24 protein-coding genes and 2 pseudogenes are annotated in these 26,920 nt (G+C 57.3%); 14 read left to right on the plus strand and 12 right to left on the minus strand.

Going from position 1 to position 26,920, the window contains the following annotated elements; genetic code table 11:
• Positions 1 to 11: 11 nt before the first annotated feature.
• Positions 12 to 3,062 (minus strand): formate dehydrogenase-N subunit alpha, encoded by a 3,051-nt coding sequence (gene fdnG, locus SPG90_RS20360; RefSeq protein WP_126330977.1) that lies wholly within the window; start codon positions 3,060 to 3,062, stop codon positions 12 to 14.
• Positions 3,063 to 3,434: 372 nt separating this feature from the next.
• Between fdnG and fdhD the strand changes: the two genes are divergently transcribed.
• Positions 3,435 to 4,271, plus strand: coding sequence for a formate dehydrogenase accessory sulfurtransferase FdhD (gene fdhD, locus SPG90_RS20365; protein WP_045404235.1), 837 nt, complete (start codon positions 3,435 to 3,437; stop codon positions 4,269 to 4,271).
• A 114-nt stretch (positions 4,272 to 4,385) separates the two neighbouring features.
• Positions 4,386 to 4,598 carry a DUF1471 domain-containing protein gene (locus SPG90_RS20370; RefSeq protein WP_023309747.1) on the plus strand — a complete coding sequence of 71 codons (213 nt, stop codon included), beginning with the start codon at positions 4,386 to 4,388 and terminating at the stop codon, positions 4,596 to 4,598.
• Positions 4,599 to 4,637: 39 nt separating this feature from the next.
• On the opposite strand, the gene SPG90_RS20375 is transcribed toward SPG90_RS20370, so the two are convergent.
• Together SPG90_RS20375 and SPG90_RS20380 are read right to left on the minus strand one after the other, a co-directional pair.
• Entirely contained in the window at positions 4,638 to 4,961 is a 324-nt protein-coding gene (locus SPG90_RS20375) for an AzlD domain-containing protein (RefSeq protein ID WP_047174098.1), read from the minus strand.
• Complete coding sequence (locus SPG90_RS20380; RefSeq protein ID WP_023309745.1) at positions 4,961 to 5,620, minus strand: AzlC family ABC transporter permease; 660 nt, start codon at positions 5,618 to 5,620, stop codon at positions 4,961 to 4,963. The genes SPG90_RS20375 and SPG90_RS20380 overlap by 1 nt, the downstream gene beginning before the upstream one ends.
• Positions 5,621 to 5,722: 102 nt before the next feature.
• Here SPG90_RS20380 and SPG90_RS20385 point away from each other — a divergent pair, with 102 nt between their 5' ends.
• The 4 genes from SPG90_RS20385 (at position 5,723) to SPG90_RS20400 (ending at position 10,834) form a co-directional block, all read left to right on the plus strand.
• A complete protein-coding gene (locus tag SPG90_RS20385; protein ID WP_322408291.1) occupies positions 5,723 to 6,271 on the plus strand; it encodes an XRE family transcriptional regulator in 549 nt (182 codons plus the stop codon).
• 17 nt (positions 6,272 to 6,288) lie between these two features.
• Positions 6,289 to 7,284: a LacI family DNA-binding transcriptional regulator gene (locus SPG90_RS20390; RefSeq protein ID WP_023309743.1), complete on the plus strand. Its 996-nt coding sequence runs from the start codon at positions 6,289 to 6,291 to the stop codon at positions 7,282 to 7,284.
• Between the two features lie 104 nt (positions 7,285 to 7,388).
• Positions 7,389 to 9,512 (plus strand): alpha-galactosidase, encoded by a 2,124-nt coding sequence (locus tag SPG90_RS20395; RefSeq protein ID WP_126304470.1) that lies wholly within the window; start codon positions 7,389 to 7,391, stop codon positions 9,510 to 9,512.
• 44 nt (positions 9,513 to 9,556) lie between these two features.
• Positions 9,557 to 10,834, plus strand: a complete 1,278-nt coding sequence (locus tag SPG90_RS20400; RefSeq protein WP_126304468.1) for an MFS transporter — start codon at positions 9,557 to 9,559, stop codon at positions 10,832 to 10,834.
• Here SPG90_RS20400 and rhaM read toward each other — a convergent pair.
• The 6 genes and pseudogenes from rhaM to rhaT form a co-directional block, all read right to left on the minus strand.
• A complete protein-coding gene (gene rhaM, locus SPG90_RS20405) occupies positions 10,822 to 11,136 on the minus strand; it encodes an L-rhamnose mutarotase (RefSeq protein WP_126304466.1) in 315 nt (104 codons plus the stop codon). The two genes, SPG90_RS20400 and rhaM, sit on opposite strands and share 13 nt — an antisense overlap.
• Positions 11,133 to 12,281: a lactaldehyde reductase gene (fucO, locus tag SPG90_RS20410; protein WP_126304464.1), complete on the minus strand. Its 1,149-nt coding sequence runs from the start codon at positions 12,279 to 12,281 to the stop codon at positions 11,133 to 11,135. The genes rhaM and fucO overlap by 4 nt, the downstream gene beginning before the upstream one ends.
• Positions 12,282 to 12,327: 46 nt before the next feature.
• Entirely contained in the window at positions 12,328 to 13,158 is an 831-nt protein-coding gene (rhaD, locus tag SPG90_RS20415; protein WP_126304462.1) for a rhamnulose-1-phosphate aldolase, read from the minus strand.
• Between the two features lie 36 nt (positions 13,159 to 13,194).
• Positions 13,195 to 14,454 carry an L-rhamnose isomerase gene (rhaA, locus tag SPG90_RS20420; protein ID WP_023309737.1) on the minus strand — a complete coding sequence of 420 codons (1,260 nt, stop codon included), beginning with the start codon at positions 14,452 to 14,454 and terminating at the stop codon, positions 13,195 to 13,197.
• Positions 14,451 to 14,966 (minus strand): annotated as a pseudogene (locus SPG90_RS20425) (FGGY-family carbohydrate kinase); the annotation flags it as partial. The gene rhaA and the pseudogene SPG90_RS20425, both read right to left, overlap by 4 nt.
• Positions 14,965 to 15,774 (minus strand): annotated as a pseudogene (gene rhaT / locus SPG90_RS20430) (L-rhamnose/proton symporter RhaT); the annotation flags it as partial. The pseudogenes rhaT and SPG90_RS20425, both read right to left, overlap by 2 nt.
• Positions 15,775 to 16,062: 288 nt before the next feature.
• Between rhaT and sodA the strand changes: the two are divergent.
• Complete coding sequence (gene sodA / locus SPG90_RS20435) at positions 16,063 to 16,683, plus strand: superoxide dismutase [Mn] (protein WP_004203668.1); 621 nt, start codon at positions 16,063 to 16,065, stop codon at positions 16,681 to 16,683.
• A 194-nt stretch (positions 16,684 to 16,877) separates the two neighbouring features.
• Positions 16,878 to 17,552: a 6-hydroxyaminopurine reductase gene (yiiM, locus tag SPG90_RS20440; protein WP_126304454.1), complete on the plus strand. Its 675-nt coding sequence runs from the start codon at positions 16,878 to 16,880 to the stop codon at positions 17,550 to 17,552.
• A 102-nt stretch (positions 17,553 to 17,654) separates the two neighbouring features.
• Here the strand turns inward: yiiM and cpxA are convergent, their stop codons facing one another.
• Together cpxA and cpxR are read right to left on the minus strand one after the other, a co-directional pair.
• Complete coding sequence (gene cpxA / locus SPG90_RS20445) at positions 17,655 to 19,028, minus strand: envelope stress sensor histidine kinase CpxA (protein ID WP_023309731.1); 1,374 nt, start codon at positions 19,026 to 19,028, stop codon at positions 17,655 to 17,657.
• Complete coding sequence (gene cpxR, locus SPG90_RS20450; RefSeq protein ID WP_006179159.1) at positions 19,025 to 19,723, minus strand: envelope stress response regulator transcription factor CpxR; 699 nt, start codon at positions 19,721 to 19,723, stop codon at positions 19,025 to 19,027. The genes cpxA and cpxR overlap by 4 nt, the downstream gene beginning before the upstream one ends.
• A 150-nt stretch (positions 19,724 to 19,873) precedes the next feature.
• Here cpxR and cpxP point away from each other — a divergent pair, with 150 nt between their 5' ends.
• The 6 genes from cpxP (at position 19,874) to SPG90_RS20480 (ending at position 25,991) form a co-directional block, all read left to right on the plus strand.
• On the plus strand, positions 19,874 to 20,380 hold the full coding sequence (gene cpxP / locus SPG90_RS20455) for a cell-envelope stress modulator CpxP (protein ID WP_322408292.1): 507 nt from the start codon (positions 19,874 to 19,876) through the stop codon (positions 20,378 to 20,380).
• Positions 20,381 to 20,532: 152 nt separating this feature from the next.
• Positions 20,533 to 21,426, plus strand: coding sequence for a CDF family cation-efflux transporter FieF (gene fieF / locus SPG90_RS20460; RefSeq protein ID WP_023309697.1), 894 nt, complete (start codon positions 20,533 to 20,535; stop codon positions 21,424 to 21,426).
• 174 nt (positions 21,427 to 21,600) lie between these two features.
• Positions 21,601 to 22,563 carry a 6-phosphofructokinase gene (gene pfkA, locus SPG90_RS20465; protein WP_023309696.1) on the plus strand — a complete coding sequence of 321 codons (963 nt, stop codon included), beginning with the start codon at positions 21,601 to 21,603 and terminating at the stop codon, positions 22,561 to 22,563.
• A gap of 209 nt (positions 22,564 to 22,772) precedes the next feature.
• Positions 22,773 to 23,762, plus strand: a complete 990-nt coding sequence (locus tag SPG90_RS20470) for a sulfate ABC transporter substrate-binding protein (RefSeq protein ID WP_023309695.1) — start codon at positions 22,773 to 22,775, stop codon at positions 23,760 to 23,762.
• Between the two features lie 107 nt (positions 23,763 to 23,869).
• Positions 23,870 to 24,613 carry a CDP-diacylglycerol diphosphatase gene (locus SPG90_RS20475; RefSeq protein WP_126304450.1) on the plus strand — a complete coding sequence of 248 codons (744 nt, stop codon included), beginning with the start codon at positions 23,870 to 23,872 and terminating at the stop codon, positions 24,611 to 24,613.
• Positions 24,614 to 24,686: 73 nt separating this feature from the next.
• A complete protein-coding gene (locus tag SPG90_RS20480; RefSeq protein ID WP_126304448.1) occupies positions 24,687 to 25,991 on the plus strand; it encodes an SLC13 family permease in 1,305 nt (434 codons plus the stop codon).
• Positions 25,992 to 26,090: 99 nt separating this feature from the next.
• Here SPG90_RS20480 and tpiA read toward each other — a convergent pair whose 3' ends face one another.
• The gene (tpiA, locus tag SPG90_RS20485) at positions 26,091 to 26,858 is read right to left on the minus strand and encodes a triose-phosphate isomerase (RefSeq protein WP_322408293.1); all 768 of its coding nucleotides are present in this window, start codon (positions 26,856 to 26,858) and stop codon (positions 26,091 to 26,093) included.
• Positions 26,859 to 26,920: the final 62 nt, after the last annotated feature.

Raw genomic sequence — 26,920 nt, forward strand, 5'->3', positions numbered from 1 at the left:
AGTCGTCTCCGTTACACCTTTTCCACGTTCACGAGGAAGGCCTTAAACTCCGGCGTCTGCGTGTTCGCATCGCCGACGAACGGCGTCAGGGTGTTCGCAATGAACCCTTTCTTCGCCACGCCCTCATAGCCCCAGTGGATCGGAATACCGATGGTATCCACCTGCTGACCGTGAACGTTCAGCGTGCGAATACGCTTGGTCACCACCGCCTTGGCCTTGATATAGCCGCGGTTAGAGGAAACCTTCACGGTATCGCCATGGGCGATGCCGAGCTTGCCCGCCAGCTTCTCGCCGATCTCCACGAACTGTTCCGGCTGCGCGATGGCGTTAAGCAGCGCGTGCTTGGTCCAGTAGTGGAAGTGCTCGGTCAGACGGTAGGTGGTACCCACGTACGGGAACTTGTCCTTTTTACCCAGCGCTTCGAAATCGCCCTTAAAGATACGGGCTGCCGGGTTAGAGACCACGTTCGGGTGCAGCGGGTTGGTACCCAGCGGCGTCTCAAAGGGCTCGTAGTGTTCCGGGAACGGACCTTCCGCCATCTTATCGATAGCAAACAGGCGTCCCATCCCCTCAGGCTGCATGATAAACGGCCCAACGTCGCTGCCCGGTGCGGCAGTGCTGTAGTCCGGAATATCCACGCCGCCCCATTTCGCACCGTCCCACTTCAGAAGCTGACGCTTCGGATCCCACGGGTTGCCCTGCGGGTCAGCGGATGCGCGGTTATAGAGGATGCGGCGGTTGAGCGGCCACGCCCATGCCCAGCCCAGCGTATTGCCAAGGCCCGACGGGTCGGCGTTATCGCGGTTGGCCATCTGGTTGCCTTTTGGCGTCCAGCTACCGGCGAAGATCCAGCAGCCGCTTGACGTGGTACCGTCATCGCGCAGGTGCGCGAAGGTGCTGAGCTGATCGCCTTTCTTCGCCAGCACGGTACCGGTGGCCGGGTCGATAACGTCCGCCAGCGCCTTACCGTTGCTCTCCATCGCCACTTCTTCCGGCGCAGGGTTTTCCGGCGTCGAGTAGTTCCAGGTCATGTTCAGCACCGGTTCCGGGTTCGCGCCGCCTTCTTCCGCATACATCTTACGCAGGCGTAAGAAGATGCCGGCCAGGATCTCGCCGTCGTTCATGGCGATGCCCGGGGCGTCCGCACCTTTCCAGTGCCACTGCAGCCAGCGTCCGGAGTTGACGATAGAACCGTTCTCTTCCGCGAAGCAGGTTGACGGCAGACGGAACACTTCGGTCTGAATCTTCGACGGATCGACGTCGTTCGATTCACCGTGGTTCTGCCAGAAAGTTGAAGTCTCGGTATTGAGCGGGTCAATCGTCACCAGGAACTTCAGCTTCGACAGAGACTCAACAACCTTGTTCTTGTTCGGGAACGAGGCAACCGGGTTAAAGCCCTGGCACAGATAGCCGTTCACTTTGCCCTGATGCATCATCTCGAAATACTGCAGAACGTCGTAACCTTTGTCCCACTTCGGCAGCCAGTCAAAGCCCCAGCTGTTTTCCGCCGTCGCTTTATCACCGAAGAACGCTTTCATCATCGAGACGAAGAACTTCGGATAGTTGCCCCAGTAGTTGACCTGGCCTTCGAGCAGCGGTTTAGGCGTGCTGGCCGTCAGGTAGGTCTGCAGGTCGGTCTGTTTCTCGCTCGGCAGGGTCATGTAACCCGGCAGGCTTTGAGACAGCAGGCCGAGGTCGGTCAGACCCTGAATGTTGGAGTGACCGCGCAGGGCGTTCACGCCGCCGCCTGCCATCCCCATGTTGCCGAGCAGGAGCTGAACCATCGCCATGGTACGGATGTTCTGCGCGCCGATGGAGTGCTGCGTCCAGCCGAGTGCGTACAGGAACGACGCGGTTTTGTCCTTCGCGCTGGTCTCGGCGATAAGCTCGCACACCTTCAGGAAGTCTGCCTTCGGCGTACCGCAGATATTCTCAACCACCTCCGGCGTATAGCGGGAAACATGCTCTTTCAGCAGGTTCCACACGCAGCGCGGGTGTTGCAGGGTGGTATCGCGCTTCGCAAAGCCTTTCTCATCCAGCTCGTAGTTCCAGCTGGTTTTGTCGTATTTGCGTTTTTCGGCGTCGTAACCGCTGAACAGGCCATCTTCGAAGTGGTAATCCTCACGCACGATCAGGCTGGCGTTGGTATAGGCTTCGGTGTATTCGCGGTTATATTTTTCGTTGGTCATCAGGTACAGCAATACGCCTGACAGGAAAGTGATGTCAGTACCTGAACGAATAGGGGTGTAGAAATCCGCCACTGACGCAGTTCGCGTAAAGCGGGGATCGATCACAATCAGTTTCGCACCGTTGTGGATTTTGGCTTCCATCGCCCAGCGGAACCCGACAGGGTGCGCTTCAGCGGCGTTACCACCCATCACCACAATGAGGTTGGCGTTTTTGATGTCGACCCAGTGGTTGGTCATCGCACCGCGACCAAATGTTGGAGCAAGACTTGCTACCGTTGGTCCGTGTCAGACACGCGCCTGGTTGTCGACCGCGAGCATACCGAGTGCGCGCGTAAATTTCTGGGTTAAATAACCGGTTTCGTTGCTGGAAGCAGAGGCACACAGCATCCCGGTGGAGAGCCAGCGGTTGACCGTAACGCCGTCGGCGTTCTTCTCTACAAAGTTGGCATCGCGGTCTTCTTTAATGTGTTTTGCGATGCGGTCGAACGCCTCTTCCCAGCTGATTTGCTGCCATTTGTCGGAGCCTGGCGCGCGATATTCCGGGAATTTGAGGCGGCTTTCGGAGTGGATAAAGTCCACCAGACCGGCCCCTTTCGGGCACAATGCGCCGCGGTTGACCGGATGATCCGGGTCGCCTTCGATATGGAAAATAGACGCTTTGGCGTTTTTAGCACCGTCGCCGAGGCTATACATCAACAGCCCGCAACCGACAGAGCAGTACGTACAGGTATTACGGGTTTCACGGGTGCGCAGCAGTTTATACTGCCGCGTTTCCGCCAGCGCTACGCCGGGCGCAAAGCCCAGTGCCGCTGCCGTGGTGCCTGCCATACCGCCAGCGCAGATCTTAAAGAACTGCCTTCTGCTGACCTGCATGGGTCACTCCTTGTTTCGACATTGCTTACATATGTAGTTTTAACTTCGCGGCTGAGAATTGACCGCAAAGGAGAAAAATTTGCGTTAATCCCTCAATTCCACGAGGGATATCATCAGAATACCACATTGTCGGTACCGCTGTTCTAATGGCGTTAATACAAAGTGAACGTATTATCACCATGTTGATTATAAAGTGTGATATCGATCACATTAACAGCTCTGCATGTTAAAGCGGTGTAGCGGGTGGCAGGTTGCACCCCTGCTAAATGAGTAGGAGAATGGTTGTCGAAAAGTTGATCCATACTATGCGTAAGCCCTGTTGTTTGTGATGCAATAGCAGGCTCACCTCCGTGGTTGTTCAGGAATACCGCTGTGTCTAAACAAAACCGTGCTCCCCACTTGTCGCCACTGCCTGCGGGTATTGTGGAACTGTCGGTACACAGACCGCCCCACATTACCCATGCCTCGCCCGATTATCTGGCGGAAGAGGTGCCCGTTGCGCTCGTTTACAACGGTATCTCCCATGTGGTGATGATGGCTTCGCCGAAAGATCTCGAGCTGTTCGCCATCGGTTTTTCCCTCTCGGAAGGCATCATTGACCATCCGCAGGAGATCTACGGCATGGACGTGGTGCAGGCTTGCAACGGCCTTGAAGTGCAAATCGAACTCTCCAGCCGCCGCTTTATGGGGCTGAAAGAGCGCCGCCGCGCGCTGGCCGGGCGTACCGGCTGCGGCGTGTGTGGCGTTGAGCAGCTCAACGATATTGGCAAACCCGTAGCGCCACTGCCGTTTACTCAGACCTTTAATCTGGCGCACCTCGACCATGCGCTCGAGCACCTGAATGATGTACAGCCCGTCGGCCAGCTGAGCGGCTGCACGCACGCGGCGGCATGGGTGTTGCCGTCGGGAGATATTGCCGGGGGAAACGAGGACGTTGGCCGCCACGTGGCGCTGGACAAGCTGCTCGGTCGCCGGGCGCGTGAAAGTGACGTGTGGAAGCAGGGGGCGGCACTCGTTTCCAGCCGCGCCAGCTATGAGATGGTGCAAAAATCCGCGATGTGCGGTGTGGAAATTCTGTTTGCGGTATCGGCGGCGACCACGCTGGCAGTGGAGGTGGCGGAGCGCTGCAACCTGACGCTGGTGGGCTTCTGCAAGCCGGGAAGGGCGACCGTTTATACCCATCCTCAGCGATTAATAGTTGATCAATAATTTTGAATGATAATAGCAAATCCTTCCGCTTTTAGTTGTTCATGATGAGGTCTAGTATTTATCTCATCAAGGCACGGTGCCTTACCTAAACAACTTAATGAAAGGGTTTATATTATGAAAAGCATCAAAACTTTTGTCGCTGTAATCGCTCTGGCTACTTCTTTCGGTTCTTTCGCTGCTCAGACCGTGACCGCAACCGCGTCAACCATTGACGGCGCAGAAGCGAAAATCGCGGCTCAGGCTCAGGAAGCCGGCGCGTCATCTTACAAAATTACCCAGGCGTTCTCAGGTAACCGCGTACACATGACTGCTGAACTGACGAAATAAGCTGTCACACCGTCGAAAGAGCGCCCCCGGGGCGCTTTTTTAGTTTATGCCCGCCACGCGCAGCAGCGCGGTTACCACTGCCGCCGCCACGATCACCACAATTAACGGCATCTTTCGCCAGGCCAGAAATACCGCAAACGCCACGCCCAGCACGCGCGCCATGCCGGCAAAGTGGTCACTTTCATAAAACGTGGTCGCCAGCGCCACGGAAAACAGCAATACCGTTGCCGCATCTGACAGCAGCGCCTGTGAACGTTCTGACAATGCCAGCCTGCTGCCCAGTTTTGCCCCGCCAAGACGCATCAGATACGTTCCCGCAGACAAAATGGCGATGCCGAGAATAAAAAACGTCATATTTCCCATTATTTTTTCCTCGCAGCAAGACCCAGTAAAGAGAGCAGCACCGGTAATCCCACCGGGGCAAACGGCACGGCGGCCAGTGACAGCGCGGCTCCGCTGCAGGCGCGGATCAGCGTGGTGCGGTTTTTAAACGCGGGCACCACCAGCGCCAGCAATATGGCCGGGAATACTGCATCCAGCCCGATGGTTTCCGGGTCCGGCAGCAGTTTACCGACCATAGCGCCCAGCAGGGCCCCCAGCGGCCAGACAATCGCCACGCCTAAACCACATAGCCAGTACGCCGCTTTGCGCTGTTCGGGCGTTTTTTGAGACAGGCCAAACACCACGCTTTCGTCATTCATGATGTGGCAGCCCAACAGGCTCAGACCACGTTTGCCGACCAGCTCACGGACCGTCACGCCAAACGGCACGTGCCGCGCGTTGACCAGCAACCCCGCGGCCGCAGCCGCCAGCGGGTTACCGCCGCTTGCCACAATGCCGATAAACATAAACTCTGACGCGCCCGCGAGTACGGTGATGGAGAGTACAAACGGTACCCAGACCGGGAAACCGTAGGCCATCGCCAGGGAGCCGTATGACATCCCGACCACGCCGACCGCGAGGCAGACCAGGATGATTGCTTTTATGGTGTCGCCTTTCAGGCAAGAGAGATGATGCTTCATACAATTTTAGCCATATCGAACGTGTATCCATTATAATGAACGCAACGAAACTGATTTTCAAGACGAACGATTCGTTCGTTTTATAGAACAAGAGGCCGTTATATGACGCAGCCGATCAGCCTGATCGCCAAAAGTCTGGTGCGAGAACGCCTGCGAACCGGGCTTTCACTGGCGGAAATTGCCCGCCGTGCCGGGATCGCAAAATCAACGCTTTCCCAGCTGGAGTCCGGCAACGGTAACCCTAGCCTGGAAACGCTGTGGTCGCTGTGCGTGGCGCTGGATATTCCTTTCGCCAGCTTGCTTGAGCCGCAGTTGCCGACCACGCAGGTGATCCGCCGTGGTGAAGGGACGAAAGTGGTTGCCGGACAGGCTAATTATGAAGCCATTTTGCTGGCGGCATGCCCTCCGGGCGCGCGCCGCGATGTCTATCTTCTGATGACCCAACCGGGCGCAGACCGTATTTCCCAGCCGCATCCGCCGGGCTCGGTTGAGCATATTATTGTGACGCAGGGGCGGGCGCTGGTCGGCCTGCTCGACGCGGCAGAAGAGCTAGGCGCAGGGGATTACATTTGTTATCCCGCCGACCAGCCGCATATCTTCAAGGCCCTGGAGCCAGACACTTACGCGCTGCTGGTGGCGGAACAAAACTAACGAAGATAAGGAAAATCATGTCGCTTAAAGCCATTGCCAAAGAACTGGGGCTCTCTGTTACCACCGTCAGCCGCGCCCTCAACGGATATGACGACGTTTCTGACGAGACGCGCGCTCGCGTTGAAGCGGAAGCCCAGCGACGCGGCTATCGGCCTAACACCTTCGCCCGCCGCCTGAAGATGGGCAAAATTGACGCCGTCGGGCTGGTGTTTCCCGTACATCCTGTTCCGCTCAATAACAGCGTATTTATGGACATGGTCGGCGAAATTAGCCACGAACTGGCGCGACATGAGATCGACTTATTGCTCATCGCCGACGACGATCTGGCGGATAAGCACAGCTATATGCGCATGGTGCAAAGCCGCCGCGTGGACGCGCTGATTGTGGCCCACACGCTGGATCGCGATCCGCGACTTGAGCAGCTGCAGGCGGCCGGATTCCCCTTTCTGGCGCTTGGTCGAAGCCAGCTACCGCAGCCGTACGCGTGGTTCGACTTCGACAACTATGCCGGTACGTACAATGCTACCCGCTGGCTGATCGGGAAAGGCCATCAGCGCATTGCCCTACTGGGCGAAAGCAACAATCAGGCGTTTATCACCCAGCGCCGTCAGGGCTATCTGGACGCCCTGCGGGAAGCCGGGCTTTCCAGCGAATGGCTGCGCGCCATGCCGCCTTCGCGCCGAGTCGGGTATGCCACCACCAAAGAACTGCTTGCCCTGCCGCAGCCGCCCACGGCCATCATCACCGACTGTAACACCCACGGCGACGGCGCGGCGATGGCGCTGGCGCAGCTGGGGCGTTTATCCGGCGACAACGCCGTCTCGCTGGTGGTCTATGACGGCCTGCCGCAGGATAGCATCGTCGATATTGACGTGGCGTCGGTGATCCAGTCCACCCGCCAGGGCGTCGGGAAACAGATTGCCGATATGGTGCGCCAGCTGATTAGCGGCGACGATATTGAACAACTTCAGGTGCTCTGGCAGCCCGAATTCTCTCCCGGCAAGACGGCCTGAATCTCTCCATTTTCTAAAGTCGATCACAAAACCGAAACGTTTTGGTTTGTATCCGAAACGTTTCGGATCAACACTCAGATCTTCCCGATGACAGGAGATGTCTGATGCAAGATTCCGTTTTACGACTCGAAACCACGACGGTAGACGTGGTGATCAAAACCCATCCGTTCGCCGAAATTCTCTACTGGGGGCCGCACCTTCAGTACTTTTCGCCACAGGATGTTGCTATGCTCGCGCGTCCTGTTGCCAACGGCAGGCTTGACGTCGACTCCCCGGTCACGCTGATGGCCGAGCTGGGGCATGGCCTGTTTGGCTCGCCTGGCATTGAGGGGCATCGCCAGGGGGTGGACGGTTCCCCGGTGTTCAAAACCACGCAGGTGCAGCAGGGCGTTAACACCCTGACGATTACCGCCGAAGATGAATGCGCGGGACTGCGCCTGACCAGCGAGCTGGCGCTGGATGCCAGCGGCGTGCTGGTGGTTCGTCACGGTTTAACGAACCTGAAAGCGATCCCCTGGCAGGTGGACCGTTTTGCCGTCACGCTGCCGGTGGCCGAGCGCGCGCAGGAGGTAATGGCCTTCCACGGTCGCTGGATCAGGGAGTTTCAGCCGCACCGCGTAAAGCTTGAACATGACAGCTTCGTGATTGAAAACCGTCGGGGTAAAACCTCCCACGAGCACTTCCCGGCGCTGATTGCCGGTACGCCGTCGTTCAGCGAAATGCAGGGTGACGTCTGGGGCGTGCATCTGGGCTGGAGCGGTAATCACCGCCTGCGCGCGGAAGCGAAAACCGACGGTCGTCGCTATCTCCAGGCCGAAGCGCTCTACCTGCCGGGTGAAATGGTGGTTGAGGAGGGCGATACGCTCTGGACGCCGCGCCTGTATGCCAGCTACTCCACGCAGGGCCTGAACGGCATGAGCCAGCCGTTTCACCGCTACCTGCGCGACAACATCATCCGCTTCCCGGAAAACAAACCGCGCCCGGTGCACCTCAATACCTGGGAAGGGATCTACTTCAACCACGATCCGAAGTACATCAAGCGCATGGCCGACGAGGCCGCCGCGCTGGGCGTGGAGCGCTTCATCATTGATGACGGCTGGTTCAAAGGCCGCAATGACGACCATGCCGCGCTGGGCGACTGGTATCTGGACGAGAAAAAATACCCGAACGGCCTGACGCCGGTGATCGACCACGTCAAACGGCTCGGCATGGAGTTTGGCATCTGGGTTGAGCCGGAGATGATCAACCCGGATTCAGATTTGTACCGCGCGCACCCTGACTGGGTACTGGCGCTGCCGGGCTATCCCCAGGCGACCGGACGACACCAGCTGGTCCTCAATCTCAACATCCCGGAGGCCTTTGATTACCTTGTGGAGCGTATGAGCTGGCTGCTGGGCGAGCATGCGGTCGACTACGTGAAGTGGGACATGAACCGCGAGCTGGTGCAGCCTGGACACAACGGTAAAGCCGCCGCCGACGCCCAGACCCGCCAGTTTTACCGCCTGCTGGACGTGCTGGGCGAGCGCTTCCCGCATATTGAGTTTGAATCCTGCTCCTCCGGCGGCGGTCGCATTGATTATGAGGTACTGACCCGCAGCCACCGCTTCTGGGCGTCTGACAACAACGACGCGCTGGAGCGCAGCATCATCCAGCGCGGCATGAGCTACTTCTTCCCACCGGAGGTGATGGGCGCGCATATCGGTCATCATCAATGCCACGCCACCTTCCGCCAGCACGGCATCGCCTTCCGGGGGCTGACGGCCCTGTTTGGCCATATGGGGCTAGAGCTGGATCCGCTCACCGTGGACGAACAGGAGCGCGAAGGCTATCGCCATTACGCCGCGCTACACAAGCAGTGGCGCGACGTCATTCATCACGGCACCCAGTGGCGAATTGATATGCCGGACGCCACCACGCTGGCGCAGGGGATTGTAAGCGAAGATAAGGCGCAGGGGCTGTTTATGGTCAGCCAGCTCGCGATGCCGGACTACAGCCTGATGATGCCGCTGCGCATGGCGGGGCTGGAGGCCAGCGCGCGGTACCGCGTCACGCTGCTCGATCACCCGAATATTCAGATTACGGGCGAGGGAGGGCACACCATGCGCAAGCTACCGGCGTGGATGGAAACGCCGCAAACGGTGAGCGGCGAGTGGCTGATGCAGGCGGGCATTGCGCTGCCGATTCTGGATCCGGAAACCGCCATTCTGATTGGCGTTGAACGCGTGTAAGGGTGACGGGCCGGGCAGCCGACCCTCCGTTGAGGATAAAAATAATGAACACAACAACCTGTACCCACAAAGACAACCCTAACTTCTGGATCTTTGGGCTGTTCTTCTTTCTCTACTTCTTCATCATGGCCACCTGCTTTCCGTTCCTGCCGATTTGGCTGTCGGACATCATCGGCCTGAATAAAACCCATACCGGGATTGTCTTCTCCTGCATCTCGCTGTCGGCTATCGCCTTCCAGCCGGTGCTTGGCGTGATCTCGGACAAGCTGGGGCTGAAAAAACACCTGCTGTGGATCATCTCCGTGCTGCTGTTCCTGTTTGCCCCTTTCTTCCTCTACGTCTTTGCGCCGTTGCTGAAAGCCAACATCTGGCTGGGCGCGCTGAGCGGTGGCCTGTATATCGGCTTTGTCTTTTCGGCGGGCTCGGGGGCAATTGAGGCCTACATTGAACGCGTGAGCCGTAACAGTTTCTTTGAATACGGTAAGGCGCGCATGTTTGGCTGCCTCGGCTGGGGGCTATGCGCCTCCACGGGCGGGATCCTGTTCGGCATCGATCCGTCATATGTTTTCTGGATGGGGTCTGCGGCGGCGCTGCTGTTGATGCTGTTGCTGGTGGTCGCGAAGCCAAAACCCAACCAGACGGCGCAGGTGATGAATGCGCTGGGTGCCAAACAGCCGCAGATCACTGCGAAAACGGTCTTTAGCCTGTTCCGTCAGCGCAGGATGTGGATGTTTATTCTGTACGTGATTGGCGTAGCCTGCGTCTATGACGTATTTGACCAGCAGTTTGCCACTTTCTTCAAAACGTTCTTCGCCACGCCGCAGGAAGGTACTCGCGCCTTTGGTTTCGCTACCACGGCGGGGGAAATCTGCAACGCGATCATCATGTTTTGTTCGCCGTGGATCATTAACCGCATCGGCGCGAAAAACACGCTGCTGATCGCCGGGGTGATTATGGCGACGCGCATCATTGGCTCGTCATTTGCCACCACCGCTGTAGAAGTGATTGCCCTGAAGATGCTGCACGCGCTGGAGGTGCCGTTCCTGCTGGTGGGGGCATTCAAGTACATCACCGGGGTGTTTGATACCCGACTGTCAGCGACTATCTATCTGATCGGCTTCCAGTTCGCCAAGCAGTCGGCGGCCATTTTCCTCTCCGCTTTTGCCGGGAATATGTATGACCGGATCGGCTTCCAGGAGACGTATCTGATGCTGGGCTGTTTCGTGCTGGCGATTACGGTAGTGTCGGCGTTTACGCTGAGCAGCAGGCAGGAGATAGCCGCTGCCGCGGGTGCGGCAGCGTTAACCGGTCAGTCCAGGTAAACCACCTCTTGCAGCCCGATACTCACCGGGCTGTTGTCCGGGTTCGACGGCATTACATCACGCATGTGTTTCCACCAGCGCTGGCAGACGTCAGTACTCGCGACCGCGTTCCAGCGCTCCTCCGAATCAATCTCCACGGTGGCAAAGAGCAGGCTGCGTTCTCTGTCGAGATAGATGGCGTAGCGGTGCGCACCGTGGTCTTTCAGTACCGCTTCCAGCTCGGGCCAGATGGGGTTGTGGCGATGCGCGTACTCCTTATGCGCGTCCGGGTTAACCTGCATAACAAAGGCTTTGCGGATCATAATGCCTCCAGATACAGCTCGCGAACCTCGTTGCGGCTGGCGGTGCGCGGATTGCATGGCGCGCACGGGTCGGCGAGAGCTTTATCCAGCCAGCCTTCAATATCAGCTTTGGTCACGCCGAGCTGGCTGAAGCCGGAAGGGATGCCGACGCGAGCGCTCAGGTCGCGAATCGCCTGAATGGCGGACATGCTGGCGGCTTCAACGCTCATGCCGCGAGTATCGATGCCCATCGCCTGCGCCACGCGGGCGAAGCGGGCACCTGCGTTCGGGCGGTTAAAGCTTTCGACGATCGGCAGCAGGATGGCGTTGCACACGCCGTGCGGCAGGTTGTGCGTCGCGCCCGGCTGGTGCGCCAGGGCATGCACAAGGCCGAGACCCGCACTGTTAAACGCCATGCCCGCCAGATACTGACCAAACGCCATCTGCTCGCGCGCCTCAAGATTATGACCGTCTTCGACCGCTTCCGGCAGCCAGAGGTTGATCAGGCGGATTGCCTCCAGCGCGTTGGCATCGGTCAGCGGGTGCGCGCCAACGGACACGTAGGCTTCTATGGCGTGGGTTAACGCGTCCATCCCCGTTGCGGCGGTCACGGAGGGTGGAATATCCAGCATGACGCTGGCATCGTCCACGGCGATGTCAGGGATGATGTTCGGGTCAATAATCACCTCTTTCACCTGGCGCGCAGAGTCGATGATTACCGCATTGCTAGTCATCTCCGCCGCCGTGCCTGCGGTGGTGTTGATCGCCACCAGCGGCACGCCCGCGTTTTTCACCTTGCCGACGCCGGCATAATCGGTGGACGGCCCGGGGTTGGCGGTGAGGATTTTAATCGCCTTGGCGGTATCAATCGGGCTGCCGCCGCCGAAGGCGATCACGTAATCACACTCCGCGTCCCGGTATGCCGCAAATCCTTTTTGCACCAGCGCTTCCGTCGGGTTCGGGAACACCTCGTCGAACAGGTGATACGACATCTGATGGGTGTCCAGTGCGGCAAAAAGGCTGTCGAGCAGGCCCAGCTTTACCAGCTGGCCGTCGGTGACAATCAGCGCTTTTCCCCACTGCTTGTTCGCCACCAGGTTAACCATATCGCCAATAGCGCCCGCGCCGTGAAGGCTGATTTTTGGAAGTGCCAACATAAAGCTCATGATAATTCTCCTTAACTATCGCCCGTACCGTCCGGTCAGCGAGGGTTTATGCATAGATTTCCAGCGCTGACCGTAGCGGGGTCACGCCGAAGCGCTTGCCGAGCGCAATAAGCTCTTCGCGGGTAATGGTCTGCTTCATTCCTCCCATGGAATAAACTTTCACCAGCACTTCAGCCGATTTCTCGGCGGTGTCGATCAGGCCGAAAGTTTCATCCAGCGTCGGACCGCTGCCGAACACGCCGTGGAACGGCCACAGCACCAGCGAATGTTTTTGCATATCTCTGGCGGTTGCCTGGCCAATTTCGTCGGTACCCGGCACCATCCACGGCAGAATGCCCACGCCATCCGGGAACACCACCAGACACTCGGTGCTGCCTTCCCAGAGCTTGCGAGTGATGAAATCGGCTCTGTTTTCCAGCACATAGGTCAGGGCGATCAGGTTGGTGGCGTGGCAGTGCATGATCGCGCGATCTTTGCCGTTAGTCGCCCTGATGCGCTCGCAGTGAGAGAGGAAGTGCGCCGGCAGTTCAGACGTGGGTACCGCCTCATCGGTCAGGCCCCACAGAATGTGGTAGCCCGCGCCGTCGCTATCCACTTTCACCACGCCGAGGTTGGCCTGTGGATCAAGCTGAACGTTGCGGAAGAACTTGCCGGAGCCGGTGACGATAAACGGCGTGTTGGCCAGCATCGGCATGGGCTGGCTCAGGGCAATATAGCGTGGCTTCTGGTGAAAATCTCCGGTGTAAGGCGCGATATCCGCGTCGTCCAGACGCAGCGTCAGGTTGCCGCCGTTGCGCTCGTCCCAGCCTTTCAGCCAGGCGTCGGAGGTGGCTTTGATCATGCCCTGAACGAACCAGGAGTGGGTGATAGTCTGCATAGTCTTTATTTTCCAGTTATCGCGGTGAGGGCAAAATTACCCGCGTTTGCTCAACACGTTGTTCTCGTACGCGCGCACGTTTTCCAGCCACTGGCTGCCTGCCGGAGCGTCGTTACGCTGGCAGTACATCTCCCAAACGGCCTGCCACGGCAGGGATTTCTGCTCTTCCAGCAGCGCCAGGCGCGCGGTGTAGTCGCCGTTTTCTTCCAGCTTTTTCAGCACTGCGGTTGGCTCCAGCAGCGCGCGCAGCAGGGCTTTTTTCATATTGCGGGTGCCAATAACCCACGCCGCGATGCGGTTGATGGAGGCATCGAAGAAGTCGAGGCCAATGTGCACGCGGTCGAACAGGTCGTGACGGATAATTTCGCTGGCAATCGCCTGGGTTTCGTCATCCAGCAGCACCACGTGGTCGCTGTCCCAGCGCACCGGGCGGCTGACGTGCAGCAGCAGGCGCGGCACGTAGAGAATGGCTGCGGAGATTTTGTCGGAGATCGCCTCGGTCGGATGGAAGTGACCGGCATCCAGGCATAGCGCGGTCTGGCGGCTGGTGGCGTACCCCATGTAGAACTCGTTCGAGCCGACGGTGTAGCTCTCGGCGCCAATGCCGAACAGCTTGCTCTCCACGGCGTCGATGTGGTGCGCCGGGTCCAGCTTCTCGCTGATGGCCTCATCCAGCGCGGCCAGCAGGCGCTGACGCGGGGCCAGGCGGTCGACGGTGATGTCTTTCATGCCGTCCGGGATCCAGATGTTCATTACTGACGGCGTGCCGAGCTGCTCGCCGAAATACGCCGAAACGCGGCGGCTGGCCTTCACGTGGTCGATCCAGAACTGACGGATTTTGTCGTTGGCGTGCGCGAGGGTAAAACCATCGGCGCTCAGCGGGTGCGAGAAGCAGGACGGGTTAAAGTCCAGACCAAGATTGTTGGTTTTCGCCCACTCCACCCAGTTTTTAAAGTGTTCCGGTTTGATCTCGTTACGCGCTACCGGTGCGTCGGACTCCAGATAAATCGCATGCAGGTTAAGGCGTTTTGGCCCCGGGATCAGGCTCAGCGCCAGCTCCAGGTCGGCACGCAGTTCGGTGGCGTTGCGCGCTTTGCCCGGATAGTTACCCGTCGCCTGAATCCCCCCCGTCAGAGAACCGCCCGGGTTCTCGAAGCCGGCGACGTCATCACCCTGCCAGCAGTGCATAGAGACGGGCAGACGGTCGAGCTGGCGCAGCGCCGTTTCGACATCCACGCCGACGGCGGCGAAACGCTGTTTAGCCAGCTCCCAGGCTTGTTCTAATTGAGTGGTCATGCGCAAAGCTCCTTAGTCAGTCGTTTTTTCTGAAACTGCGCCCGGTAGCGGGCTATTTCATGGCAGGGATTGGGGGTTAAGGTGGTCAGGCAGGTATTCGCGGTGACCACCGAACGGAATTCATCGACATCAGAAAGTTCGTCCAGGGTCATCAGCTGAATACCGATGTTGCCGAGCGTCGAAGCCTCCACCGGACCCGCCACCACGGTGATGCCGCAGGCATCGGCGCAGAGCTGGTTCAGCAGCTGGTTCTGGCAGCCTCCGCCCACGATATGCAACTGGCTGAACGGTGCGCCTCGCAGGTCGACCAGCTCGCTCAGTACATCTGCGTAGAGAAGGGCGAGGCTGTCAAAAATACAGCGCGCCAGCTCGGCAGGACGGGAAGGCACCGGCTGCCCGGCTTCGAAACAGGCGGACTGGATTTCGGCGCTCATATGCACCGGGTTAATAAAGCGGTCGTCATTCGGGTTAATCAGGAACGTACAGGCCTTCAGCTTTTCGGTTTCTGCGATACCACATGAGGCCGCCCAGCATCGACAGCAGCACATTGGTGATGATTAAGGATTTTGCCAGTGAGAAATCGGCTTTTACCGACAAATCCTTCACTTTTGCCAGACGAATAAAGCAGAAGCCGAGGTTTACCAACGCGCCGCCGCCCATGATCACCACGTAGCTTGGCAGCGCCACGTACAGCGGGTCGACGCCCAGCGCGGCGGCCGCTTCGTGCATGGGTTTTGCCGCGTTCATGGCGAACGACATGCCCGCCGAGAAGATGCCGCACATCACTGCCAGCAGCAGCCCCTTCTTCAGGTTAAAGTCTTCGGCTTTGATGCCCATCTTGCGCTCTTTCAACTGTCCCGCGCGGGTGACGATACCCACGCCTATCACCGCAACAAGCACGCCAAGCAGCGTCATTTGCCCGCCTTTGGTGTTGATCAACACGTCGACATTGCCGTTAAGAATGGGCGTCATCAGCGTGCCGACGATGAGCGTAATGCCAATTGCGATGCCAATACCCATCGACATCCCGAGGTAGCGCATGGTCAGGCCGTAATTGATGTTGCCGATGCCCCACATCGCCCCGAACAGAAACACTGGCAGGAGGGTGGAGGCACTGAAGGAAGTAAAGTAGCCCCAGAAATCCGGGAGCAGCATGGCGCTAATGGTCCACGGCAAAATCAGCCAGGACACGGTACCGCCAACTGACCACATGGTTTCCCACGACCACCCTTTCACCTTTTTAAACGGGGCATAGAAACAGGCTGCACTGGCCGCGCCTATCAAATGCCAGAAGATACCCATCGTAATCGCATGATTCATTTTTACGTCCTCATCGTTTTTATAGCCGGTGGCTTCCCCCCGGCTTGATGAGTGTAAAAATTAGGCAGTTCAGGAACCTTCAGACTGTTGCCGCAATTTAGTTTTGGATGGCAATCAGCACGTTAACCGGGTGAGCAGACTCACAATTTTGTGATAAGGCAAAAATCAAATAACCTTATAAAAACTACGGCATTGATAATCATTTTCAATATCATTTAATTAACTATAATGAACCAACTGCTTACGCGGCATTAACAGCTGTGCCGCCCGACAATAATGGAGAGGATTATGAGTTATACACTGCCATCCCTGCCGTATGCCTACGACGCACTGGAACCGCATTTCGACAAGCAGACGATGGAAATCCATCACACTAAACACCACCAGACCTATGTGAACAACGCGAACGCCGCGCTGGAAAGCCTGCCAGAGTTCGCTAACCTGTCTGCTGAAGAGCTGATCACCAAGCTGGACCAGCTGCCAGCGGACAAGAAAACCGTTCTGCGTAACAACGCTGGCGGCCACGCTAACCACAGCCTGTTCTGGAAAGGCCTGAAGACCGGTACCACCCTGCAGGGCGACCTGAAAGCGGCTATCGAGCGCGACTTCGGCTCCGTTGACAACTTCAAAGCGGAATTCGAAAAAGCCGCTGCAACCCGTTTCGGCTCTGGCTGGGCGTGGCTGGTTCTGAAAGGCGACAAGCTGGCGGTAGTGTCTACTGCTAACCAGGACTCCCCGCTGATGGGTGAAGCAATCTCTGGCGCATCCGGCTTCCCAATCCTGGGCCTGGACGTGTGGGAACACGCTTACTACCTGAAATTCCAGAACCGTCGCCCGGACTACATCAAAGCGTTCTGGGACGTGGTGAACTGGGACGAAGCAGCAGCGCGTTTCGCCGCTAAAAAATAAGGTTACATTGACGCCTGTGAGAAGCGAGTCTTATGACTCGCTTTTTTTGTATCTGTATACCCGTCATACTTCAAGTTGCAGGTGCGTTGGCTGCGTTCGCTCACCCCAGTCACTTACCTGAGTAAGCTCCTGGGGATTCACTCTCTTGCCGCCTTCCTGCAACTCGAATTATTTAGGGCATAAAAGGAGCAGCGATGCATTATCCGGTGAATGTATTTACAGGCAAGGTAAGGGAGTACGACGGCAGCCGCCCGAGTGCCATCGCCAAAATTCAGGTCGACGGTGAGCTGACGTTAACCGACCTCGGGCTTGCGGGTGACGAGCAGGCCGAAAAGAAAATCCACGGCGGGCCCGATCGCGCGCTGTGCCACTACCCGCGTGAACACTATCAGCACTGGAAAACCGAATTCCCCGAGCAGGCGGACCTCTTCGTCGCCCCCGCGTTTGGCGAGAATCTCTCCACCGAAGGGCTCACCGAAAAGAACGTGTTTATCGGTGATATCTACCGCTGGGGCGATGCCCTGATTCAGGTGACGCAGCCGCGCTCGCCGTGCTTCAAGCTCAACTACCATTTCGGTATTCAGGATATGTCGGCCCAGCTGCAAAAAGCGGGTAAAACCGGCTGGCTGTATCGCGTGTTGCTGGCTGGGCAGATTTCAGCGGACGCCCCGCTTGAACTGGCGTCGCGCCTGAGCGATGTGTCTGTTTATGACGCCTGCGCCATTGCCTGGCATATGCCGTTTGACGACGAACAATATCACCGCCTGCTGTCGGCGGCGGGGCTATCGACCAGCTGGACGAGAACGATGCAGAAGCGGCGTTTAAGCAGCAAGATAGAAGATAATTCGCGGAGATTGTGGGGGAAATAACAGCCCCTCACCCCGGCCCTCTCCCCAAAGGGGTGAGGGTGAAAAAACCTCACTGAGCAGTCACCTCTCCCCTACGGGGAGAGGGGTAGGATGAGGGGAAAACTAAGAACGCTTATACAACGGTAGCCACAGCGTTAACCGTAGTCCACCCAGCGGACTGTCATCGGCTTTCACCCAGCCACGGTGCTGCTGCATGGCAGTTTCAACAATCGCCAGACCCAGTCCCGTACCACCTGATTCCCGGTCGCGCGCCTCATCGGTACGATAGAACGGACGGAAAATCTGCTCGCGGTCTTCCGGGCTGACGCCAGGACCGTCGTCATCGACAATGACGGTGATCCCGTCTTTATCCACCGAGAACGCCACCTCAATCTTCGTATGCGAGTAGCGCAGGGCGTTACGCACGATGTTCTCCAGCGCGCTTTCCAGCGTGTTGGGGTTACCGTACAGCGGCCACGGGCCCGGCGGGAAGTTGACGGTGAAGGATTTACCCATCTGTTCCGCTTCGAACGCCGCGTTGTCCAGCACCTCGTGCCAGAGGTGATTCGCTTTCACCGTTTCGCTGACCAGCGCGTTTTTCTGCTGATTGCGCGACATGACCAGCAGGTCGTTGATCATGCTGTCCAGGCGGTGCGCTTCTGTTTCAATACGCTCCAGCTCTTTGCTCTCACCGCTGCGGCGGCGCAGCAGCGCGGTGCCAAGCTGCAAGCGCGTAAGCGGGGTACGCAGCTCGTGCGAGATATCCGACAGCAGACGCTGCTGTGCGGTCATCATGCGGTCGAGCGCGCTCACCATCTGGTTAAAACTGGTTCCGGCGGCAAGGAACTCTTGCGGACCTGCTTCCAGTTCAGGGTGCTGTCGCAGGTTACCCTGCGCCACCTCATCGGCGGCATTCTTCAGCTTACGCGCCGGTTTTGCCAGGCTCCACGCCAGCCATAACAGCAGCGGCGAGCTGACCAGCATGGTGACAATCAGCAGCAGGAGAGGGCGGTCAAACAGCAGGTTAATAAAATCAGACTGGGAGTTGCTCGCCGGACGGATCAGGTAGAGCTGATAATTATCCTCTCCGTCCCTGACGGAGAAAGGCCCCACCATCTCTACGCGGCCATATTTCTTCTTCTGGGGATGATCGGCGTTATCCGCCTGGCCAATGAAGTTGCGGATAATCTGCATTTCATTGCGATCGGCCCCAATCACGCGGCCTTCACTGGTTACCAGCAGCAGGCGTTGTCCGGGCGGCGCCCACTTGTCGATAGCGCGAAACAGCCTGCGCCACCACATTAAATCGTTCGGCGGATCGTTTGCCAGCTCGGCTTCCACGTGCTGCTCGATCATCACGCCCTGACGTTGCTCGCTGTCGAGAAGCTCCGTCATCTGGCGTGAGTCGAGTTTTGGCAACATCAAAACGAGCATTAAAACCAGTGCCAGCGTCAGCCAGAAGATGGCGAAGATGCGGGCGGTTAAGCTTCCTATCATGAAGCGGAAACCATCAGATAACCGCGACCACGCAGGGTTTTAAACCATGGGTGACCGTCTTTACGCTCCGGCAGCTTACGGCGCAGGTTAGAGATGTGCATGTCGATGGCGCGGTCAAACGGGGTGAGGCGTTTGCCCAGCACTTCCTGGCTTAGATGTTCACGCGAAACTACCTGGCCGAGGTGCTGCGCCAGCAGATACAGCAGGGTGAACTCCGTGCCGGTCAGTTCCAGCGTCTGGCCATCAAAGCTTGCTTCCTGACGGCCCGGGTTCAGGCTCAGGGAATCGACTTCAAGGGTGGGTGAGCTGTTGTCGGTATTTTGCTGCTGCTCGCTCCAGTGCGAACGGCGCAGGATAGCGCGAATACGGGCAACCAGTTCACGGTCGTTAAACGGCTTCGGTAAATAGTCATCCGCGCCCAGCTCAAGGCCGAGTACGCGGTCAAGTTCGCTGCCGCGCGCGGTCAGCATGATTACGGGAGTCTGGTGTGTCTGGCGAAGCTCTTTCAACGTATCAATACCGTTTTTCTTCGGCATCATCACGTCGAGCAAAAGTAAATCGATGCTGTCGTCAAGGAGACTCAGCGCCTGCTCGCCATCATGGGCAACCAGGACGTTGAAACCTTCCATGTCGAGCAACTCCTTTAAAAGGGATGTGAGCTCTCGGTCATCATCAACTAACAGGATTTTATTCATTGTTTAAATACCTCCGAGGCAGAAATTACGACATCAAGGCTATCTAATCCATGACTTTACGTTGTTTTACACCCCCTGACGCATGTTTGCAGCCTGAATCGTAGACTGTCTCTCGTTGAATCGCGACACGAAAGATTTTGGGAGCAAGTGATGCGCAAAGTTACCGCTGCCGTCATGGCCTCAACGCTGGCGTTCAGTGCGTTTAGCCAGGCTGCTGAAGCTATCATCAGCGATAACAGTCCCTTACAAGAGGGCGCAACGCAGAACAGCAGCCAAAGCCATATGTTTGACGGCATAAGTTTAACCGAACATCAGCGTCAACAGATGCGAGATCTGATGCAGAGGGCACGACACGACCAGCCCCCTGTTAATGTTAGCGAAATGGAGACAATACATCGCCTTGTCACCGCAGAAAATTTTGACGAAAGCGCTGTACGCGCTCAGGCCGAAAAAATGGCACAGGAACAGGTTGCCCGCCAGGTAGAGATGGCGAAGGTCCGCAACCAGATGTTCCATCTGCTAACGCCCGAGCAGCAAGCGGTTTTGAACACTAAACATCAGCAGCGAATGGACCAGCTGCGTGAGGTTGCACGGATGCAGCGAAGCTCAGAAACGTCGTTTTTCAGTAGCAATAGCAGTACCCGTAGTAACCAGTAAACCCTGTTTTCCTTGCCATAGACACCATCCCTGTCTTCCCCCACATGATGTGGGGGTTTTTTTTGCCCCGCATCCGCCCTGTTAACCGTTTATTCATCCTTAGACTCCCCATGCTTCCGTTATAATAGCGGCATGACATGACAGGAGCGTTTATGAATCAATCCTATGGAAGACTGGTAAGCCGGGCCGCCATTGCGGCGACCGTCATGGCCTCCAGCCTGTTGCTGATTAAAATCTTTGCCTGGTGGTACACCGGCTCGGTCAGTATTCTGGCGGCGCTGGTGGACTCGCTAATGGACATTGCCGCCTCGTTGACCAACCTGCTGGTCGTGCGTTACTCGCTGCAGCCAGCGGATGAAGAGCACACGTTTGGGCACGGCAAAGCGGAGTCGCTGGCCGCGCTGGCGCAAAGTATGTTTATATCCGGTTCTGCGCTGTTCCTGTTTCTCACCGGCATTCAGCATCTCGTCTCGCCGACACCGATGAACGATCCCGGCGTGGGTGTAGTTGTGACGATCGTTGCGCTTATATGCACACTTGTTCTGGTAACGTTCCAGCGTTGGGTTGTTCGCAAAACGCAAAGTCAGGCCGTACGGGCGGATATGCTTCATTATCAATCTGATGTTATGATGAATGGGGCTATTCTTATTGCGCTCGGTCTGGCCTGGTATGGCTGGCATCGCGCCGATGCGTTATTTGCGTTAGGGATTGGTATCTATATTTTATATAGCGCCCTGCGGATGGGGTATGAAGCGGTGCAATCACTGCTTGACCGCGCCCTCCCGGACTCAGAACGTAATGAAATTTTTTCTATCGTGACCTCCTGGCCCGGCGTCAGCGGTGCACACGATCTTCGAACGCGGCAGTCAGGGCCGACCCGCTTTATTCAGATTCATATTGAAATGGAAGACAACCTGCCACTGGTTCAGGCTCACGTTATTGCTGAGCAGGTCGAGCAGGCGATTTTGCAGCGTTTTCCTGGTTCAGACGTCATCATTCACCAGGATCCCTGCTCGGTTGTACCCGGTCATGTTGGGCTTTCGTAATTCGTTGTAAAAAAGTGAGCCAGGCCAGCATTTTGTGTATAAATTACCGCCGTTTGGTCTGACCTGAATCAATTCAGCTGGAAGGGATTGATATACTATTTGCAGTATTCGTTGGTCGATAAGTTTCTTCCGGCAACAGATTTCAATTTTGCATTCCTAAGTTCAGAGGTAGTCATGATTAAGAAAATCGGTGTGTTGACAAGCGGCGGTGATGCGCCGGGCATGAACGCGGCAATTCGTGGTGTTGTCCGTGCAGCGCTGACGGAAGGCCTGGAAGTTTTTGGCGTTTATGACGGTTATCTGGGCCTGTATGAAGATCGTATGGTTCAGCTCGACCGTTACAGCGTGTCTGACATGATCAACCGTGGCGGTACTTTCCTCGGTTCCGCGCGCTTCCCGGAATTCCGTGATGAACACGTTCGTGAAGTGGCTATCGAAAACATGAAGAAACGCGGCCTGGACGCCCTGGTGGTTATCGGTGGTGACGGCTCCTACATGGGTGCAAAACGTCTGACCGAAATGGGCTTCCCGTGCATCGGTCTGCCGGGCACCATCGACAACGACATCAAAGGTACTGACTACACTATCGGCTTCTTTACTGCGCTGGGTACCGTTGTTGAAGCGATTGACCGTCTGCGTGACACCTCTTCTTCTCACCAGCGTATCTCTATCGTTGAAGTGATGGGCCGTTACTGTGGCGACCTGACGCTGGCGGCTGCCATTGCGGGCGGTTGCGAATTTATCGTCGTGCCAGAAGTCGAATTTAGCCGTGAAGATCTGGTGGCTGAAATCAAAGCGGGCATCGCGAAGGGTAAAAAACACGCGATCGTCGCTATCACCGAGCACATCTGTGACGTTGACGAGCTGGCGAAGTACATCGAAGCCGAAACCAAACGCGAAACCCGCGCGACCGTACTGGGTCACATCCAGCGTGGCGGTTCCCCAGGCCCTTACGACCGTATTCTGGCGTCCCGTATGGGCGCGTACGCGATCGATCTGCTGCTGCAGGGGCACGGCGGCCGCTGCGTCGGTATTCAGAACGAAAAACTGGTTCACCACGACATCATCGACGCGATTGAAAACATGAAGCGTCCGTTCAAAGGTGACTGGCTGGACTGCGCGAAAAAACTGTACTGATCGGCTCTGTTGCCCGGTGGCGCTGCGCTTACCGGGCCTACAAAGGCACGACTCGTAGGCCGGGTAAGGCGTAGCCGCCACCCGGCTTTTTTATGCGAGCACGCTTTTTTATTCCACTACGTTATAGCCAATCTTTTTTTATTCTTTAATCCTCGAATCGCTTTCTGGCACGCTGCATTCATCAAAACACTACACAAGAGAGCTGGGCGATGAATAAATGGGGCGTGGGTTTAACATTATTGCTGGCATCGACCAGCGTTCTGGCTAAGGACATCCAATTACTGAACGTGTCATACGACCCGACGCGTGAACTGTACGAGCAATACAACAAAGCGTTCGCGGCACACTGGAAGCAGGAAACCGGTGACAACGTGGTGGTTCGCCAGTCGCATGGCGGCTCCGGCAAGCAGGCGACGTCCGTGATAAACGGTATTGAAGCCGACGTGGTGACCCTGGCGCTGGCCTACGATGTCGACGCGATCGCCGAGCGTGGCCGTATCGACAAAAACTGGATCAAACGCCTGCCGGATAACTCCGCACCCTACACCTCGACCATCGTCTTCCTGGTGCGTAAAGGCAACCCGAAACAAATTAAAGACTGGAACGACCTGATCAAACCGGGCGTTTCTGTGATTACCCCGAACCCGAAAAGCTCCGGCGGCGCTCGCTGGAACTACCTCGGCGCATGGGGTTACGCGCTGCATCACAACAACGGCGATCAGGCCAAAGCGCAGGAGTTCGTGAAGGCGCTGTATAAAAACGTTGAGGTGCTGGACTCCGGCGCGCGTGGTGCCACCAACACCTTCGTTGAGCGCGGGATTGGCGACGTGCTGATTGCCTGGGAAAACGAAGCTCTGCTGGCGACCCACGAGCTGGGTAAAGACAAATTCGAGATCGTGACCCCGAGCGAATCGATTCTGGCTGAGCCGACCGTTTCCGTGGTCGATAAAGTGGTTGAGAAGAAAGATACCAAAGCGGTGGCGGAAGCCTACCTGAAGTATCTGTACTCTCCAGAAGGCCAGGAAATTGCGGCGAAAAACTTCTATCGTCCACGCGATGCGGCGGTCGCCAAGAAATACGAAGGAGAGTTCCCTAAACTGAAGCTATTCACTATTGACGATGTGTTCGGCGGCTGGACGAAAGCGCAGAAAGAGCACTTCTCCAATGGCGGTACCTTCGACCAAATTAGCCAGCGCTAACCATTAGCCTGTGACACGGTGACCCGGCGTGAGAAATCCGCCGGGTTTTTTATTTGGTCATCATTTTGCGTTACTCTTTTGCCTCTATTGAAAACAGGGAACGCGTTGTGAAAAAAATTATCTTATTGATCCTCATTGTCATCGCCATTGCCGCTGGCGGCGTGTACTGGATGAAAGCGGGTAATCCGAATGCGTTGCGCCATATCGTTCTCGACCAGTGTGTGCCGAATCAGATCCAGAACCGTAACCCGGCACCCTGTGCGCAGGTGAAAACGGATGCAGGCTATGTGGTATTTAAAGATCGCAACGGGCCGCTGCAATACCTGCTGATGCCAACATATCGCATCAACGGTACCGAGAGCCCGCTGCTGACCGACGCTCATACGCCGAATTTTTTCTGGCTGGCGTGGCAGTCGCGCAGCTTTATGACCCTGAAGCGTGGATCCGAGGTGCCTGATAGCGCCATTTCGCTGACGATTAACTCGCCGACTGGCCGCACGCAGAACCATTTTCATATTCATATCTCCTGCCTGCGCCCGGACGTGCGCGAGAAGCTCAACGCGGCACAGGGAGAAATCAGCACCCAGTGGCTGCCTCTGCCCGGGGGACTGGAAGGACATGAGTATCTTGCTCGCCGCGTGACGGAGAATGAACTGGTCCAGCGCAGCCCGTTTATGATGCTGGCGGAAGAGCTGCCGGAAGCGCGCGACCATATGGGGCGTTTCGCGCTGGCGATGGCGCAGCAGTCGGATGGCTCTTTTGTTTTGCTGGCGACCGAGCGTAACCTGCTCACGCTTAACCGCGCGTCTGCGGAGGAATTGCAGGATCATCAATGCGCTATCCTGAAGTAACCCCACCATAAATCGCGTTTACTCGGGCTGCCTGTCACCGTAGACTTGCTGAAAAATTCTACAGGAGACAGGTATGTCGCTCTGGTTAACGTATCCTCTGCTGCTGCCCTCACTGATTGTTGGCGTCACCATCGTGCTGTGGGCGACGTCGCTATTGCCGGAATTCATCACCGCGCTGCTGTTCTTCACGGCGGCAATGACTGCGAAGATCGCCCCGCCGGAGGTCATCTTCGGAGGTTTTGCCTCGTCGGCTTTCTGGCTGGTATTCAGTGGATTCGTGCTCGGCGTGGCGATCCGTAAAACCGGACTGGCAGACAGGGCCGCCAGGGCGCTGTCGGCAAGGCTCACCGACTCCTGGGTGTTGATGGTGGCGAGCGTGGTGCTGCTGAGCTACGCGCTGGCGTTTGTGATGCCGTCGAATATGGGACGTATTGCGCTACTGATGCCGATTGTCGCCGCGATGGCGAAACGCGCCGGTATCGCAGACGGCTCCCGAGCGTGGTTTGGTCTGGCGCTGGCGGTAGGGTTTGGGACTTTCCAGCTTTCGGCGACGATTCTGCCTGCTAACGTCCCTAACCTGGTGATGAGCGGTGCGGCGGAAGGTTCGTACGGCATCCATCTGAACTATGTCCCTTATCTGCTGCTGCACACGCCGGTGCTGGGCATTCTCAAAGGCCTGATTCTGATTGGCCTCATCAGCTGGCTATTTCCCGGCAGCCCAAAACCGCCGAAAGAACAGGCGCCGTCTGAGCCTATGGGGCGGGACGAAAAGCGTCTTGCCTGGCTGCTGGCGGTGGTGCTGGGGATGTGGGTTACGGAGAGCTGGCACGGCGTGGGGCCCGCGTGGACGGGGCTGGCGGCGTCGATCATCGTTATGCTGCCGCGCATTGGTTTCATTACCGGGGAAGAGTTTTCTGCGGGGGTGAATATGCGCACCTGTATCTACGTTGCCGGTATTCTGGGGCTGGCGATCGTCGTGACGCAAACCGGTATCGGAACGGCGGTGGGCGAGGCGTTGCTCCGCATTATGCCGCTGGATGCAGACAGACCGTTCACCAGCTTCCTGGCGCTGACCGGTATTACCACGGCGCTCAACTTCATTATGACCGCCAACGGCGTGCCGGCGCTTTACACCACGCTGGCGCAGAGCTTCTCGGACGCGACCGGTTTCCCGCTGCTGTCGGTGATCATGATTCAGGTGCTGGGCTATTCCACGCCGCTGCTGCCGTATCAGGCGTCGCCGATCGTGGTGGCGATGGGGCTAGGAAAGGTGCCTGCCAGGGCGGGGATGGTGCTTTGTCTGGCGCTGGCTATCGCAACGTATCTGGTGCTGCTGCCGCTGGATTATCTGTGGTTTAGTTTGCTGGGGAAAGTGTAGTTCGGTGCGAGCGGTTTCACCTCACCCCAACCCTCTCCCAAAGGGAGAGGGAGGAGAAGAGCGGCGGGCAAGCGCAAGCGCCACCCGCCACAAAGGCAATTACGCCTGTTTAGCTGCTTCTGCTGCCTTAACGATCACCGCGAAAGCGTCAGCTTTCAGGGATGCACCGCCAACCAGCGCGCCATCGATGTCTGGCTGGGTGAACAGCTCAGCAGCGTTGGAGGCGTTTACGGAACCGCCGTACTGAATAATCACTTGCTCAGCGACCTTCGCGTCGGCTTTAGCAATGTGGTCACGAATGAATTTGTGAACCGCCTGAGCCTGCGCAGGGGTTGCAGATTTGCCGGTACCGATCGCCCAGACTGGCTCGTAAGCGATTACCGCGCCTTCGAACGCTGCCGCGCCCTGGGTTTTCAGCACTGCGTCGATCTGACGTGCACATACTTCTTCGGTTTTGCCCGTTTCGTTTTCCGCTTCGGTTTCACCGATGCACAGAACCGGGATCAGACCCTGCTCTTTCAGCACGGCGAATTTCTTCGCGATGAACTCATCGGATTCTTTGTGATAGGTGCGACGCTCGGAGTGGCCGATGATGATGTATTTTGCGCCGATATCTTTCAGCATTTCAGCGGAGGTTTCACCGGTGAACGCGCCAGACAGGTTAACGTCAACGTTCTGCGCGCCCAGAATGATGTGGCTGCCGTCAGCGGCGTGTTTAGCCAGATCCAGGTACATATCCGGCGGAGCGATAGCAACCGCGCAGCCCGTCACGCCAGCCAGCTCTTTACGCAGGTTCGCAACCAGCTCGTTTACCATGTGGCGGCTGCCGTTCAGTTTCCAGTTACCCATCACTAAAGGATGTCGCATTTCAATTCTCCACGCTAAATAAGCGAATTAAGGAATATGGCCACCCTGTCGGGCAGCATGGT

This window comes from Enterobacter sp. D2, assembly GCF_034427575.1.
GTDB lineage: Bacteria > Pseudomonadota > Gammaproteobacteria > Enterobacterales > Enterobacteriaceae > Enterobacter > Enterobacter cloacae_M.

Bases quoted from the DNA above. Each gene is read 5' to 3' on its own strand.
- SPG90_RS20370 (WP_023309747.1), top strand. From the start codon at position 4,386: ATGAAAAGCATCAAAACTTTTGTCGCTGTAATCGCTCTGGCTACTTCT.
- SPG90_RS20375 (WP_047174098.1), bottom strand. From the start codon at position 4,961: ATGGGAAATATGACGTTTTTTATTCTCGGCATCGCCATTTTGTCTGCG.
- SPG90_RS20380 (WP_023309745.1), bottom strand. From the start codon at position 5,620: ATGAAGCATCATCTCTCTTGCCTGAAAGGCGACACCATAAAAGCAATC.
- SPG90_RS20385 (WP_322408291.1), top strand. From the start codon at position 5,723: ATGACGCAGCCGATCAGCCTGATCGCCAAAAGTCTGGTGCGAGAACGC.
- SPG90_RS20390 (WP_023309743.1), top strand. From the start codon at position 6,289: ATGTCGCTTAAAGCCATTGCCAAAGAACTGGGGCTCTCTGTTACCACC.
- SPG90_RS20395 (WP_126304470.1), top strand. From the start codon at position 7,389: ATGCAAGATTCCGTTTTACGACTCGAAACCACGACGGTAGACGTGGTG.
- SPG90_RS20400 (WP_126304468.1), top strand. From the start codon at position 9,557: ATGAACACAACAACCTGTACCCACAAAGACAACCCTAACTTCTGGATC.
- rhaM (WP_126304466.1), bottom strand. From the start codon at position 11,136: ATGATCCGCAAAGCCTTTGTTATGCAGGTTAACCCGGACGCGCATAAG.
- fucO (WP_126304464.1), bottom strand. From the start codon at position 12,281: ATGAGCTTTATGTTGGCACTTCCAAAAATCAGCCTTCACGGCGCGGGC.
- rhaD (WP_126304462.1), bottom strand. From the start codon at position 13,158: ATGCAGACTATCACCCACTCCTGGTTCGTTCAGGGCATGATCAAAGCC.
- rhaA (WP_023309737.1), bottom strand. From the start codon at position 14,454: ATGACCACTCAATTAGAACAAGCCTGGGAGCTGGCTAAACAGCGTTTC.
- sodA (WP_004203668.1), top strand. From the start codon at position 16,063: ATGAGTTATACACTGCCATCCCTGCCGTATGCCTACGACGCACTGGAA.
- yiiM (WP_126304454.1), top strand. From the start codon at position 16,878: ATGCATTATCCGGTGAATGTATTTACAGGCAAGGTAAGGGAGTACGAC.
- cpxA (WP_023309731.1), bottom strand. From the start codon at position 19,028: ATGATAGGAAGCTTAACCGCCCGCATCTTCGCCATCTTCTGGCTGACG.
- cpxR (WP_006179159.1), bottom strand. From the start codon at position 19,723: ATGAATAAAATCCTGTTAGTTGATGATGACCGAGAGCTCACATCCCTT.
- cpxP (WP_322408292.1), top strand. From the start codon at position 19,874: ATGCGCAAAGTTACCGCTGCCGTCATGGCCTCAACGCTGGCGTTCAGT.
- fieF (WP_023309697.1), top strand. From the start codon at position 20,533: ATGAATCAATCCTATGGAAGACTGGTAAGCCGGGCCGCCATTGCGGCG.
- pfkA (WP_023309696.1), top strand. From the start codon at position 21,601: ATGATTAAGAAAATCGGTGTGTTGACAAGCGGCGGTGATGCGCCGGGC.
- SPG90_RS20470 (WP_023309695.1), top strand. From the start codon at position 22,773: ATGAATAAATGGGGCGTGGGTTTAACATTATTGCTGGCATCGACCAGC.
- SPG90_RS20480 (WP_126304448.1), top strand. From the start codon at position 24,687: ATGTCGCTCTGGTTAACGTATCCTCTGCTGCTGCCCTCACTGATTGTT.
- tpiA (WP_322408293.1), bottom strand. From the start codon at position 26,858: ATGCGACATCCTTTAGTGATGGGTAACTGGAAACTGAACGGCAGCCGC.